Raw genomic sequence first — 14,751 nt, 5'->3', positions numbered from 1 at the left:
TTTTATGGTTACTTTTCTTCTGTTTCGTTTAAAATCCGGTAGGCCAAGGATTCGGACATGATTAAGTCCGTGAGGAACTGACCGTTTAAGGCACCAATGGCTGCCTTAAACTTTGCCTTGGACCGCACGACGCCAATACGCTTTGGCACGCTGAGGATGGTGTTCAATGACAAACCAACGGTTTTATCAGAATCGGGGTTTAAGACTTTGCCATGAATGTCGTATGGACGACCGTAAATCATACCGGCCACTTCGCCCAGCCGGACTTCTGGGAAGAGGCGATTGATGTTTTGGTTCCAAATGGCAATCGATTCGAGGGAGGCGATGGTGCCGAGCCCGGTCAAAACGGTGTCCATGTTTTTGGCCACGTCCAGTGTTTGTTTGATTGAAACGGCTTCGTAGAGGCCGTTTCGAACGGTGTTATCGGATAGGTAGAGTGGGGCTGGCAAAGTCAAAAACTCACCGGCGACCTTTTTAGCTGCGCGTTCGACGATTCGAACCGAACCGGCCGTTGAGTTGTACTTCATGTTTTCGCCAACGAACTGCGTGAATTTAACCTGATCGAGTGGATTGCTGGTGATGGCATCAATCATCGAATACATGGTTTCACCCCAAGTCATGCCGACGATGTGGGGGCCCTTTTCGAGGTGCTTCACCACAAAATTGGCGGCGTAGTTGGCCAGCAGTTCTTCCGTTGCCGTTTCCGTTGCATCGTCTTGGATGATGTAACAAGTTGTTTTCGGAAACTTCTCCTTGAACAGTTGTTCCAACTGGGAATTACGGGAAGCGGTTTGGGCGATTTCGATTTTAACGATCCCGTTTTTCACCGCTTCGTTTAGGTATTTGTTAATTAAGTAGCGTGAAATGGCGTACTTATCGGAAATCTCACCAAATGATAATTTATTGAGGTAATAATCCTCTGAAATTTGAGCGAGTAAACTTGGATCCGTTGCTGGCATGGTAACCCCTTACTTTATGAATTGTTTTTCTTTCAAAAAAATCACGAATCTTTTTAATGAAAGGAAATGATTTAACTTATTTTACAATAATTTTCGGTAAATTTACAATTTTCACCAAATTTTTGATTTTCAGGTAAATTCAAAAAAATAAAAAGCCTTTAAATAATTAAAATAAAACAAAAACATTCCGTTTTTTAATAAAATATAAAAGGATTTTCTTTACTTCGATTCCAGGGCGCTTTACAATGAGGGTATCAAGAAGCGGCGAATCCAAGAGGAGGATCGACCATGGCCGAAGAAACAGAAGTACAGCGTTTGCACGCCGAGCACACCGGCGTTTTAGAGCTGCAGGGAACCTTTGCGATTAAGGATCCTGCCGATTTGGGAAAGGCCTACACGCCTGGTGTTGCTGCCTTAGCAAAGGATATTCAAGCGCATCCAGAAGACCAGGCGAAGTACACCATGTCTGGTAAATTAATTCCAGTGATTACCGATGGAACGGCCGTTCTGGGCTTAGGAAATATCGGTCCTGGGGCCGGCTTGCCCATTGTGGAAGGAAAGGCACTGATTTATAAGTCCTTTGCCAATGTGGACGCGATTCCCATGGCCTTGAATCAAGTGTCCGTCGATGACTTGGTCAAAACGATTGAGACAATGGCGCCTTCCTTTGCTGGCATTCATTTGGAAGATATCGCGGCTCCCCGCTGTTTCGAATTGGTCGAACGCTTGTCCAAGGATTTGGACATTCCGGTCTACCATGACGATCAAACGGGGACAGCCATCGTTGTGCTGGCCGGGTTGATGAACGCTGCCAAAGTTGTCGGGAAGAAATTGACGGATTTAAAAGTCGTCCTGACGGGTGTCGGCGCTTCTGGCCTAGCAACCGCGAACCTACTCTTAGCAGCCGGTATCAAGCAGCAAACCCTTGTTGATATTCATGGCGTGGTGCGGTCAAATGATGATCGCTACAATGATTTTCAGCGAAATTTGGCCGATCGGGTTCAAGAAGTGGCTGGTGATAGCTTAGACGAAGTCATTGAGGACGCCGATGCCTTCATTGGTCTTTCGGCTGCCAATGTTTTGTCGAAAGAACAAGTTCAAAAGATGGCAAAAGAGCCCATTGTTTTTGCCCTGGCCAATCCGCTGCCTGAAATTGATCCGGAAGAAGCCGCGGCTGCTGGTGTTGCCGTGATGGCAACGGGTTCGTCGCAATGGCCGAACCAGGTGAACAACGTCTTGGCCTTTCCCGGTCTTTTCAAGGGACTGCTTGCCTCAGGCTTGAAGCATGTTGACTCACAACTGCAAATCAAGGTGTCCCAAGGGTTAGCCGATTTGGTACCAGAACCAAGGGCGGATAAAATCGTGCCGGCAGTCTTTGACCAAGGAGTGGTGGATGCCGTGACAAAGGCGGTTCTGGACTATGCTCGAAAGGGCGAATAAATAATGGTTGAAAAGATTCGAGATCTCTACCTTTTTTCCAAAGCCTCGAAAAAACAGTGGATGGCCTTTTTGGAAGAGCAGGGTGTCGTTGACTTTGATCAGGCAGAAGTTCAACCAATTGATCAAACCCTCGGTCTTTATGATGAACAAGACCAGCTGGTCGGGACTGGCTCCATTGCCGGACAGGTCATCAAATACATCGCCGTTTCCCATGCGGGGGAGGAACACCCTGGTTCACGTTTTAATCAAATCGTGTCGGCCCTTGAATCAGACTTGGCGGAAAAGGGTTGCTTCCATCTCTTTGTTTTTACAAAAGCAACTTATCAGGAAGCCTTTGAGCACATCGGCTTTCGGACTTTGGCCAAAACGGCGGTTGGTTTGATTTTAGAAAAGGGAACGCCCAACATTGAGCAATACCGGGCGTCGCTACCGAAAAAGCCGGTTGACGCAGGTCAAACAGCAGCCATTGTGATGAATGCCAATCCCTTTACCAAGGGGCACCGCTATTTGATAGAACAGGCTGCGCAAGAAAACGATTGGGTGATGGTCTTTGTCGTGAATCAGGACGTTTCGCTCTTTAAAACGACCGAGCGAATGGCGATGGTTCAAAAAGGGAGCGAGGACATAGCCAACGTCGTGGTGGCAAATGGGGGCGATTACATGGTTTCTTACCTATTGTTTCCCGCCTACTTCATTGATGATCGAGACCAAGCCATCCGCTTTCAAACGGCACTGGATGCCGAACTCTTTAAGCAGCAGATTGCCGAACCGCTTGGGCTTTCGGCTCGCTATATCGGGACCGAACCGACCTCGCACACGACGGCCCTTTATAATCAGCAATTAAAGAAAATTTTGCCGCCTCAGGTTGCAGTCAAGGAAGTGCCCCGCCTAAGCCAAGATGGTCAGGCGATTTCAGCCCGTACGGTCCGTCAAGCATTAAAGGACCAGCAACTGTCTTCCTTAGCTGATTTACTACCAGAAACGACTTTGGACTTTATCAAGACAAACCAAGAAGCAATCATGGAACGCATCGCGAAAGGACAACAAATTCATGGAAATTAAGCAAACGGCCTTGGCCGGAACTTTGGAGTCTTCGGACATTCAGATTATGCTGAGTCAGGGCGAAAAGGGCATTCACTTTGACCTGACCTCAGATGTTAAAAAGCAATTTGGCGAGGATATCATGGCCACGATTCAATCCGTCTTGCAGGCTTATGACATTGAGAACGTCTTGGTCAAAGTCGTGGACAAAGGCGCCTTAACACCAGTTATCAAGGCCCGGGCTATTGCGGTTGCACAACGCGCCCTGGACTTAAAAGATGAACCAAATTGGGAGGTGCTCTAATGGCTGCAGACGAACGCTTACGCCGAACCATGATGTTTGTGCCTGGCAATAACCCAGGACTGATTAAAGATGCCGGTATTTTTGGTGTCGACTCGATCATGTTCGACCTAGAAGATGCCGTGAACATGAATGAAAAGGACGCAGCCCGCTATCTTGTCTATGAAGCGCTGCAAACCTTCGATTATGGGGATGCCGAACTGGTTGTTCGAATTAACGGGTTGGACACGCCTTTTTATGAAAACGACATTAAGGCGATGGTTAAGGCCGGCATCGACGTGATTCGATTGCCAAAGACCGAAAGTGCCGATATGATTCACGAGCTTGAAAACCTAGTGGAAGCAGCCGAAAAGGAATTTGGTCGAGAAGTTGGTTCGACACACTTGATGGCCGCGATTGAATCGGCCATGGGGGTGGTCAACGCCTACCAAATTGCTTCCGCCTCGAAGCGCATGATTGGGATTGCCCTGTCAGCCGAAGACTATACCACGGACATGAAGACCCATCGTTATCCAGATGGCCAAGAGCTTTTGTATGCCCGAAACGTCATCTTACACGCGGCCCGTGCGGCTAAGATTGCAGCATTTGATACCGTCTTTACCAACTTGGACGATGAAGAGGGCTTCATCCGAGAAACGAAGTTGATTCATCAACTTGGCTTTGATGGTAAGTCCATTATTAACCCTCGCCAGGTGGCACCGGTTAACCGAGTCTTTGCGCCGAGCCGAAAGGAAATTCAAAACGCGCAAAACGTCATGGCCGCCATCGAAGAAGCCAAGCAAAAGGGCTCCGGTGTCATTGCAATGAACGGTCAAATGGTCGATCGTCCGGTGGTGATGCGCGCAGAACGCGTGATGAAACTAGCAAAAGCTAACAATCTGATTGATGCGGAGGGAAATGACATTGAAGAATAATGTGAACCGGGAAATTCCGGACCAATTGTTAAAAACGCAAAATGACCAGGGCTTTCAAATGACGGACTTTGGCCAGCCAACCATTCAACGGGTGGCGCCAAAGGTCAAGGCGCAGACTGGCCCTTCAAAGGTGGTCGAGTCGATCAAGCAGGTCGTGGCGGCGACGGTTCGTGATGGCATGACCATTTCATTTCACCACCACTTCCGTGAAGGAGACTTTGTCTTCAACATGGTCATGCGTGAAGTGATCGATGCGGGCTATCAAAACCTGACTTTGGCACCTTCTTCTTTGACAAACGTTATGAATGACATTGTGGTCGAAGCGATTCAAAAAGGGACGGTCACCAATATCACCTCTTCTGGTATGCGTGGCTCATTGGGGGATGCCGTTTCACACGGTGCCTTGAAGAACCCGGTCATCTTCCGTTCGCACGGAAACCGCGCCCGGGCCATTGAGTCCGGGGAAATCAAGATTGACGTTGCCTTCTTGGGTGTCCCAAACGCCGATGAAATGGGGAACGCCAACGGGATGAACGGGGATGCCGCCTTTGGTTCCCTTGGCTATGCGCTAATGGACGCCCAATACGCGGATAAGCTCGTTTTGATTACGGATTCTTTGATGCCTTATCCAAACACGCCGGCTTCGATTAAGCAGACCCAGGTGGACTACGTTGTCAAAGTCGATCAGGTCGGAAACCCCGATAAGATTGGTTCAGGGGCCACGCGCTTTACCAAGGATCCAAAGGAACTACAAATCGCGCGAATGGTCAATGACGTGATTGTGCACTCGCCCTACTTTAAGGATGGCTTCTCCTTCCAGACGGGTTCTGGTGGGGCGGCCTTAGCCGTGACTCGTTTTCTGCGCCAGGCCATGATTGATAACCAAATCAAGGCTTCCTTTGCTTTGGGTGGCATTACTAAGCCAACCGTCGATTTATTGGAAGAAGGCCTGGTTAACCGGGTGATGGACGTTCAGGACTTTGACAAGGGGGCGGCTTCGTCCATGAAGAACTCACCGGCCCAGCAAGAAATCGATGCTTCCTGGTATGCGGATCCAGCCAACAAGGGCGCCATGGTCGATAAACTGGATGTGGCGATTTTGTCAGCGCTCGAAATCGATACGAAGTTTAACGTGAATGTGATGTCTGGTTCTGATGGCGTGATTCGTGGTGCCATTGGTGGGCATCAGGATGCAGCAACAGCCAAGTTGACGATTATTTCGGCACCGCTTGTTCGTGGCCGGATTGCCACGGTGGTGCCCGACGTGACAACGGTGATTACACCGGGTGATTCGATTGACGTGCTCGTCACCGAGATTGGGATTGCCATTAATCCAAAGCGACAAGATCTGATTAAGACCTTGTCGAAGGTGCCGGGATTGCCAATTTATTCCATCGAAGAATTGCAACAAAAGGCGGAAAAGTTGGTCGGTCGGCCAAAGCCATTGGCCTTTAAAGACCGGGTGGTCGCCCTGGCTGAGTACCGTGATGGCTCACTCATTGATGTAATCAAAGAGGTCGAGGATTAGGCTGAACCAAGCGTTAAAAAGTCGCCTTTTGGCGGCTTTTTTTCTCTGCTTTCCAAAACGCGACGATTTCCTAATCGATGAATGGATTGGTCGAGTTCGACCGTCTTTTGGCTTCCTTTGGCTGACAGGTGAGTAAAACTTTGGCTGTCGACCATGGTTGGGCTGTAATAGGAAAGTGGTAGGGCCCAATCTTGGCCTCCTTGACCTTTTTTGATTGCTGGGCAAATCTGCCTGGCTTCTGCTATATTAGAACATATCCATGCTAGTTGAGGTTTTTGTAGATGAGTGAACGCGTTGATGTATTTAAAAATGGCCGGGCCGTCAGCCTCGAAGCGGTGCTTGAAAACCGGGAGTGGCGGGTGGCCAAACAAGAAAAGCTCGAGGCGACTTTTAAAGAAGAGACCGTGGTCGCTGTCAAATTGAACATGCCGGGCGCAATTAAGAATTCGCCGGCCATTCAACAGCTGTTTCAAGCGGGTTGGCAGCTATTCTTGGCCGAACTCTCGACCTGGGAAATCCGTCATCTCGAGGTCTTTTCCAAACGGCCAACAGGTCCCGAAGGCTTTTTGGTTGTCACTGGTGATCTGACGGCAATCAAGAAGAAGGCGATCGCCTTTGAAGAACAGTTCTTTATGGGTCGGCTCTTTGATATCGACACCATGGCCAAGACAGCACCTGATTATCAATTATCGCGGCGGGAACTCGGCTTTGCCCCGCGGACCTGTTTGGTCTGCGATGACGATGCCAAAGCCTGTGCCAAGGCTAGGCGACATGATTTGGCGGCGGTCCAAGAGGCGGTCAACCGGATTTATGAAGAATACTTTGTCATTGATCCAGTGATTCCAGCCTGGAACGAGGAAATGGTCAAGAAGGCGGCGACCTTTGCCTGCCTGGCCGAGGCGGTGACAGCACCGAAGCCCGGCCTCGTCGATCCGCTTTCGACCGGCGCCCATGCGGACATGGACGTTTATGATTTCATCGATTCTTCCCTTGCTCTGGAAAATTACTTCGGCCTCTGCCTCGATGCTGGCCGTCACTTTCGTGGTTCTCAATTAAGTCATTTACTGACGGCCATTCGCCCAAGTGGTCGACGAGCAGAGGAACTGATGTATTTGGCGACAAATGGCGTGAACACCCACAAGGGAACGATCTTTACGCTGGGCATCTTGATTGCAGCCTATGGCTATGCCAGCCGCAATCAGCAGAGCCCGAGTCTGTCCTTTGTTCAATCGGTGGTTAGTCAAATGACTAGCCAACTCTTGGATGATGAACTGGCTAAAACAGTCGCCCAGGCAGATAGCCAGGGCAATCGCGCACTCACTGCCGGCGAGCAGCAATACCGAGACTTTCAGTTGACCGGTGTGCGTGGCGAAGTCGTCAATGGCTTGCAGCCATTGGCAACCGTTGGGTTGAAAACGCTGCGAGAGAGTCGGGGGAGCCGCAATGAGCGCTTGTTAAACACGTTCATGGCGCTGTCAGGCTCGATTGTGGATTCGACTTTGGTCAAGCGGGCCGGGGATCCAAAAGTCACGGCCGAACTGGCCGACTGGGTCGCACAGTTCAACCGCCTTGGTGGTGCCAATACGGAGGCGGGGATGCGCTACTTGAAGGAACTGGATCAGACATTTGTCGCTCGGAATCTATCAATGGGTGGCGCGGCAGACTATTTGGTGTTGACGGCTTTTCTTGGACGGTTGACGGGTCTGCTGTAAGCGGCTAGCGGCTAAGTAGAAAGCGGCACGCCGGCAATTGAAGCAAAAAGGAAGAAGGAGTTTTCATGGCCTTTTTTAAAAGTAGCGACGGTGTTTCGCTGAACTATCAAGACCGACCCGGAAAGGGGCAGACGGCCGTTTTACTTTCGGGCTTTTCAGGTATGCAAGCGGAGTGGCAGTATCAAATTGATGATCTGCAAGAAGCTGGCTACCGAGTGGTGACGATGGATTGGCGTTCCCATGGCCGGTCGGCTCGAACGGCTAAAAATCTGCGCATTAGCCGCTTGGCAGCCGATTTGGCTGAACTTTTCGACCTGCTCGACTTGGATCAAGTCCTGCTGATTGGTCATTCGATGGGCGCTTCCGTCATTTGGGCTTACCTGTCGCTCTTTGGCGAGGAGGCCTTGGACAAAGTCGTGCTGATTGATGAATCGCCCAAGCTCTTGAATGATTCGCTTTGGGACGGGGGAATTCGTGGGCTAAACTGGACGACTTTTCCGGTATTGTCTAAAAGCTTTTTTCACCAGAAATTGACGGTGGCAGCGGTTTCGCAGCAATTTAAGGATGCGCTGCGAGTCGAAAAGGAGGCCCACCCCTTCAACTTTGATTTGGTCTTTCCACTATTAGAAGACCACTTACTTGCGGACTGGCGGGAGAATCTGCAGGCATGCAGCCGCCCACTTCTCTTTGTGGCGGGGGAGCAGTCGCCCCTTTGGAAGCCGAACTATATCGAGACAGTCCGACCACTTTTTCCAGCACAGAGCCGAGTCGTTGTTCTTTCTGGGACAGGGCATTTGCCACATCTCGAGAAGCCAGCGGACTTTAACACGATTCTTCATAGCTTCATCGATTAAATTAAGGTCATTGCCTGTTATAATACACTTGTGAAAATATTCTTTAGACATAAGTGAGGATCGATTATGACACGGCAATTTTCGAAACAAATCGGCGTCTGGTTAAAAAAGGGGGCAGCTCTCTCAATTGACGGCTTCGGACTTCTGGCCTTCATTTTGCTCTTTTGCTTGATGATCGCCATGGCCGCCCTCAATTGGTTACCCAAAAACATGGTTGGCGTTTTGTTTACATTGGTGAGTTTGGGTGGGGCGCTTTATTACTTAGGTAGTCACCTGCCAATTGTTCGCAGTTACTTGGGTGGTGGGTCCGTCTTCGCAACGGTTGGCGCCGCCCTGTTGGCTAGCCTTGGTTGGGTACGACAGCCAATGCTTTCGTCAATTAAAACCTTTCTGACGACCAGTAACTTTTTAGCTTTTTACATCGTGTCCTTGATTGTTTCGGCCATTTTTAAAATGGATCGGCAATTGGTCTTGAAGGCAACGGTCCGCTTTTTGCCGGTGGCCTTCTTAACGATGTTCTTGACGGTTTTGATTGTCGGTGTGGTCGGGCAGTTGATTGGCCTTGGCTTTTACCACACGTCGTTGTTTGTGACTTTTCCAATGATGGCCGGGGGTGTCGGTGCCGGTATCGTCCCACTGTCTTCGATATATGGTGGGGCACTCGGACAACCCTCCGGGGTAGTGCTCTCGCAGCTCTTCCCGCCACTGGTCTTATCCAACTTGCTGGCCATCATCGCCGCTGGTTTGCTTGTTAAAAACAGCCAGCACTCAGCCTGGAACGGGCAGGGACGGTTGCTACGAAACCGAAGCGGGGAAGAGACAAGTACGAAAAGTGGCAAGCAAGTGGTTGCCGAAGAGCTCTTAATCGGAATGATGATTGCCTTTGCCCTCTATTTATTAGGGATTTGTTTACACCGACTCTTGCCAGCAGTGAACACCTTCGCGTTCTTGATCTTGCTAACGGTAGTGGTCAAGGCCTCTGGCCTGTTACCAGGCAAATACGAAGAGGCGGCCGTTTCATTTGGCCAGGTGATCGTGAAAACGATGACGCATGGTATTTTGGCTGGTGTGGGACTGACTTTGCTCGATCTTTCGGCTTTGGTCTCGACGCTCTCCTGGCAATTGGTTCTGTGCGTACTCGTCTCGATTTGCTCGATGATGGGGCTTGGGGCTGTCTTGGGGCAGCGTTTTGGCCTTTATCCAATTGAGTCGGCGGTGACGGCCGGGTTGATCAACCAATCGATGGGTGGCACGGGCAACGTTGCCGTTTTATCGGCAGCTGATCGCATGAATCTGATTGCCTTTGCTCAGATGGGCAATCGAATCGGTGGGGCCATTGTCCTCGTTGTTGCGGGTATCATGGTGTCAATCAGCGGCTAAGGTCTTTGCATTTTTCAATAGAATTTAAAAAGTCGAAGAAAAAAGAGCTAAAAAGGCTCTTTTTTACTTTAAATTAATAATCATACAGAAATTACAAAATGTTCCTTAAAAAAAGGCGACCCTGGTGTTATACTAGCTTAGTATTTATTACAAGAAATCGATATACAGGAGTGTATTATGTCTGAACAAACTTCAGAAAAAGGTCTTTTTGCAAAGATCGAAGAAAAAGTTCAAGTGACACACATCGGTGGAGTAGCCTTTATCTTGATGCTGCTTCTCTTGGTTGCCGTCTTGGGCCTGAACGCCATGCCTAAAAACATGGGTGGGGCTTTGTTTGCCCTCGTTATTCTCGGAGGAGTTTTCTTCTTCGTTGGAAACAACACGCCAATTTTGAAGTCCTACCTTGGTGGTGGGTCTGCGTTGGCCGTTGTTGCTGGATCAGCCTTCACTGCAATGGGTCTTGTCCCTCACTCGGCCGTTGCAAACATTAAGACTTTTATCTCAGATAACAACTTTTTGGAATTCTACATCGTGGCTTTGATCTGTTCAGCCATCTTGAAGATGGACCGCGACTTGCTCTTGAAGTCAGCTGTGCGTTTCTTGCCAGTTGCCTTTGGTGCAATGATCATCGCCTTCATCGTGACGTCATTGGTTGGTATGGGATTAGGCTACGACTTTAAGCACGCCGCTTTGTACATCTCATTCCCAATGATGGCCGGTGGAATTGGTGCCGGAATCGTGCCACTTTCAGCTTCTTATGCCGGTGCCTTGCACCAGTCAGCTGGTGACATCTTGAACCAACTCTTCCCAGCCGTTGTGATTGCCAACTTGTTGGCCATCATCGGTTCATCACTTTTGGTTAAGTTCACGACTAAGTCAAAGATGAACGGTCAAGGTGAATTGTTGAAGGCAACGGATGGCATGGAAATCAAGAAGACGACTTTGCCAGAAATTAACAACCGTCAATTGATGAACGGTATGATGGTTGCCCTTTCCTTCTACATGATGGGAAACGTGCTCTACCACTTCGTTCCAAAGATTAACGCCTTTGCCTTCATGATCCTTTTGGTTATCTTGGCCAAGGGATTCAACTTGGTACCAAAGTTCTACGAAGAATCAGCTGCCATGTTCGGTAACATGATTACGTACGCAACGACACCTGCCTTGTTGGCTGGTATCGGTTTGGCCCTTGTTGACATGAACAAGTTGCTCCAAACGGTTACTTGGCAATTGGTTCTTTGCTCATTCGTTTCGGTTATTACGATCGGAATCGCTGGTGGGTTCTTGGGTAAGCTCTTCGGACTTTATCCTGTTGAATCAGCCATCGCCGGTGGTATGATCAACAACTCAATGGGTGGAACTGGTAACGTTGCTGTTTTGTCAGCATCAAACCGAATGGGCTTGATCGCCTTTGCCCAAATGGGTAACCGAATCGGTGGTGCCATCATCCTGATCTTGGGTGGTTTGTTAATCACGATTTTGTAAAATCATTTTTAAAAAGTCGACGCGGAAGCGTCGGCTTTTTTTCTTTGTTTTTATCAATAATTAATGAATAAAAGTTAAGATTTTGTAACGATTACTTCCTATTAATTGGCGATTCTATTTTATTGATTTTCTGTTCACTCTAATTTAGGAAAAGCTATTGATGGAATGAAGGTAAACTGAATTAGAATACAGGGCGCCTTTAGGCCTTTTTTAATTCTGGCCTATCATCATGGTTGTGCCGTTTGACTAAAACGTCAGCTTTGTTTAAATTAATTGTCGCTTCGATAGGTAAAGTTTCTAAATTGTGTATTATTTGTATTTTATTTTTCAAGAGTTTCAATAGAATCAGAGTAAGTTCAAAAGAGAGTTTCCGGAGGGATCTTCTTATGCAGAATCAATTAATTAAAGAACACTACAAAATGTACAAGGCTGGTAAGCAGTGGTTCTTCGCCGCTGTCGCATCCTTTGCCATCATGGCAGCCATTGGTAGTGGTGCAGCCACGTCAATTTATCATGATGTCTTCCACTTGGCACCCATTACGGAGATGCTGTCAGTAAATGCGGATGATTCAACAGACAATGGAACAAATCCTGCGCGCTTTAACAATGGTTATCAGACCTACTCGGATCCGAGTGCGATTACCTTTGCTAATAAACGTGAGGCAACGGTTGGAAAGTGGGTCAATATTGGACCTGTGAACCAATTCGTTACGAACGATGCTAAGAGCCAGTGGGTTAATTTTGGAATCGTTCAGGCTTATGCGCGGGCAGATTCAAATGGAAACCCTTATATTACGATTGCTATTGGAACCACACAGTTAGCTGGTCAATCAATGGGGACTCGTAACTCATTCTACGGTTATGCAAGTAATGGATCGACTAAAACTTTCCAGTATCAGTATCCATTGGAGAAACAGTGGGCCTATATTCCAACAACGGACTTAGACACAAGTTACAACCAAGTTGGGATTCAATTTACTGCGAACTCAAATATGCCGGGTAGTGATGGTAATCCTCACAGTCAATTGATGACTGCTAAAGTGCAAACGAAGACAACGGACTCATTGAATGGTGACATTAACAACGGACAAGAAAAGGTTAAGGCCGCTCAGGATGAAACCACCAAAATGATGGATCTGCTGAAGGCAGAACAGACAAAAATCGATAATGCCATTGATTCAGATCCGACTTTGACAACTGCTGAAAAGACCACTCAAAAGGCATTGATTCCACCAATGCTGACCGAAGCCCAAGGTAAGATGGACTATGAGATTGATACGGCAACAATCGACTCCATCGAACAGAGTTACATTCCAAAGATTGACGGTGCGCATACAGCTGGAGTTGATTTAGACAAGCAAAAAGCCGCTGCTCAAAAAATTGTTGACGATAAGGCGAATGCACAGATCGCTGCCATTAAGGCAAATAACGATATGACAGATGCCGAGCAAGCCGCTGCCCTTAAAAAGGTCACGGATGCTCAATCGACGATGGACACAAACATTACGAATGCAACCAATGCCGATGGTGTCAATAGTTCCCGTGATGATGCTACTCAAAATGGCATTATTGACAATGCGAACAAGGCGGCCGAGACTTTGGAACAACGTCAAGCGGAAGCAAAGGCAAAGCTTGAAGCTGATAAGAAGGCCGCTGAGAGTGAATTAGACGGTGATCCAACCTTAACGTCTGGTGAAAAGACAAACCGAAAGAATGCTATTGATGAGGCCGTTACAAAAGCTGAAGGAACGATTGCTAGCGCAACAAAGGCGCAACAGGTTGTTGATGCTTTGGCTGCTGCTGAAACGGTCATTACTAACAGCCAGGCCCATGGCGATCTTAACAAGCAAAAGAGCGACGCCAAGCGGTCAGTAGCGGATTATGGTGAAGAACTTAAGAAAAAGATTGCCGCTGATAATACGCTGACTCAAACCGAAAAGGATAATCAAACAAAAGCTGTCAATCAAGCGATCGCCGATATTCAAAAAGAAATCGATGACGCTACAACCGCTGATGATATCAACAAATATCGCGATACCAAAAAGTCGATGGATTCGCTTTACGTACCTGGTACTGATTTGAATACGCAAAAGAAGAATGCCAAAGCCGCAGTCGATGGTAAGGCCAACCAGAAGCTTTCGGATATCGATAATAATAACGATATGACGAATGATGAGAAGGCCACTGCTAAAAGTAAGGTAGAAGCAGCACAAAAGGCAATGGATGACGCCATTGATAATGCAACGAATGCGGATGGTGTCAACAATGCTCGTGATGACCAAACTCAAAATGGCATTATTGATAACGCCAACCAAGCATCAGAGAGTCTGCAAGATCGAATCAAGAATGCCATTTCACAGCTTGATACTGATAAGAAGAATGCAGAAGACGAGATTGATAACGACGCAACCTTAACGGCTTCTGAAAAGAAAACTCGGAAGGACAATCTGGATCAGGCAATTGCGAAAGCTGAACAAAACATCACGGATGCCAAAACTGCCCAGTCTGTCGTTGATCTGTTGAATGGTGCTGAAAAGACCATTACTGATTCACAGGCGCATGGTACTGATTTAGATACGCAAAAGAAGAATGCCAAAGCCGCAGTCGATGGTAAGGCTAATCAGAAGCTTTCGGATATCGCAAATAATAACGATATGACTGATGCCGAAAAGTCCGCTGCAGAAGGTAAGGTAAAAGCAGCCCAAAAGGAAATGGATGACGCCATCGACGGTGCAACCAATGCGGATGGTGTCAACGGTGCTCGTGATGACCAAACTCAAAATAGCATTATTGCTCGTATGTCAATAAGTTAGACACTTTTTTTACATCACTAGGTTCGATTCATAGGTATGAATCCGTTCATGATTATATCGATGGATATAGCGTGATATTCGCGTAACCAGCTCAAATTTACTCTTAAACTGGTTCGGATAAATAAGTTCTCTTTTTAAAATTGAATGAAAGGCTTCAATTCTCGCATTATCATAGGGGTGACCCTTCTTGGAATATGAATGACGGATATGATTGGTCGCCAATAGATTTTCAAATACACTACTTGTATATTCACTTCCCATATCAGTATGTAAGTAGGCCGGCTTTTGGTGTCGCTTCAATGCTTCAACCAAAATGTCGGAGAC

Annotated in this window: 12 protein-coding genes; 10 read left to right on the top strand and 2 right to left on the bottom strand. The window is 47.8% G+C overall.

Annotated features, from left to right (window positions below; genetic code table 11):
• Window positions 1-8: 8 nt before the first annotated feature.
• Window positions 9-959: a sugar-binding transcriptional regulator gene (locus G6R30_RS03675; RefSeq protein WP_213821577.1), complete on the bottom strand. Its 951-nt coding sequence runs from the start codon at window positions 957-959 to the stop codon at window positions 9-11.
• Between the two features lie 288 nt (window positions 960-1,247).
• Here G6R30_RS03675 and G6R30_RS03670 point away from each other — a divergent pair, with 288 nt between their 5' ends.
• From G6R30_RS03670 to G6R30_RS03625, 10 genes are all read left to right on the top strand, one after another.
• Complete coding sequence (locus G6R30_RS03670) at window positions 1,248-2,399, top strand: NAD(P)-dependent malic enzyme (protein WP_213821574.1); 1,152 nt, start codon at window positions 1,248-1,250, stop codon at window positions 2,397-2,399.
• A gap of 3 nt (window positions 2,400-2,402) precedes the next feature.
• Window positions 2,403-3,461, top strand: coding sequence for a [citrate (pro-3S)-lyase] ligase (citC, locus tag G6R30_RS03665; protein ID WP_213821572.1), 1,059 nt, complete (start codon window positions 2,403-2,405; stop codon window positions 3,459-3,461).
• Window positions 3,451-3,744 carry a citrate lyase acyl carrier protein gene (citD, locus tag G6R30_RS03660; protein ID WP_213821571.1) on the top strand — a complete coding sequence of 98 codons (294 nt, stop codon included), beginning with the start codon at window positions 3,451-3,453 and terminating at the stop codon, window positions 3,742-3,744. Before citC ends, citD begins: the two co-directional genes overlap by 11 nt.
• The gene (citE, locus tag G6R30_RS03655) at window positions 3,744-4,655 is read left to right on the top strand and encodes a citrate (pro-3S)-lyase subunit beta (protein WP_213821569.1); all 912 of its coding nucleotides are present in this window, start codon (window positions 3,744-3,746) and stop codon (window positions 4,653-4,655) included. Before citD ends, citE begins: the two co-directional genes overlap by 1 nt.
• Entirely contained in the window at window positions 4,645-6,183 is a 1,539-nt protein-coding gene (citF, locus tag G6R30_RS03650) for a citrate lyase subunit alpha (protein ID WP_213821830.1), read from the top strand. The genes citE and citF overlap by 11 nt, the downstream gene beginning before the upstream one ends.
• Window positions 6,184-6,464: 281 nt before the next feature.
• Entirely contained in the window at window positions 6,465-7,895 is a 1,431-nt protein-coding gene (gene citX, locus G6R30_RS03645) for a citrate lyase holo-[acyl-carrier protein] synthase (protein ID WP_213821567.1), read from the top strand.
• A gap of 65 nt (window positions 7,896-7,960) precedes the next feature.
• Entirely contained in the window at window positions 7,961-8,749 is a 789-nt protein-coding gene (locus G6R30_RS03640) for an alpha/beta fold hydrolase (RefSeq protein WP_213821565.1), read from the top strand.
• A gap of 66 nt (window positions 8,750-8,815) precedes the next feature.
• Window positions 8,816-10,129: a 2-hydroxycarboxylate transporter family protein gene (locus G6R30_RS03635; protein WP_213821563.1), complete on the top strand. Its 1,314-nt coding sequence runs from the start codon at window positions 8,816-8,818 to the stop codon at window positions 10,127-10,129.
• A 177-nt stretch (window positions 10,130-10,306) separates the two neighbouring features.
• On the top strand, window positions 10,307-11,614 hold the full coding sequence (locus G6R30_RS03630) for a 2-hydroxycarboxylate transporter family protein (RefSeq protein ID WP_213821560.1): 1,308 nt from the start codon (window positions 10,307-10,309) through the stop codon (window positions 11,612-11,614).
• A gap of 386 nt (window positions 11,615-12,000) precedes the next feature.
• Window positions 12,001-14,427 carry a DUF1542 domain-containing protein gene (locus G6R30_RS03625; protein WP_213821557.1) on the top strand — a complete coding sequence of 809 codons (2,427 nt, stop codon included), beginning with the start codon at window positions 12,001-12,003 and terminating at the stop codon, window positions 14,425-14,427.
• Window positions 14,428-14,436: 9 nt separating this feature from the next.
• Here the strand turns inward: G6R30_RS03625 and G6R30_RS03620 are convergent.
• Window positions 14,437-14,751 (bottom strand): integrase core domain-containing protein (locus G6R30_RS03620; RefSeq protein WP_213821555.1); only part of this gene is annotated, 315 nt, incomplete at its 5' end.

The sequence above is a fragment of the Fructobacillus parabroussonetiae genome, from assembly GCF_018437265.1.
Taxonomy (GTDB): Bacteria; Bacillota; Bacilli; order Lactobacillales; family Lactobacillaceae; genus Fructobacillus; species Fructobacillus parabroussonetiae.
This window is presented reverse-complemented; position numbering and strand designations above follow the sequence as displayed.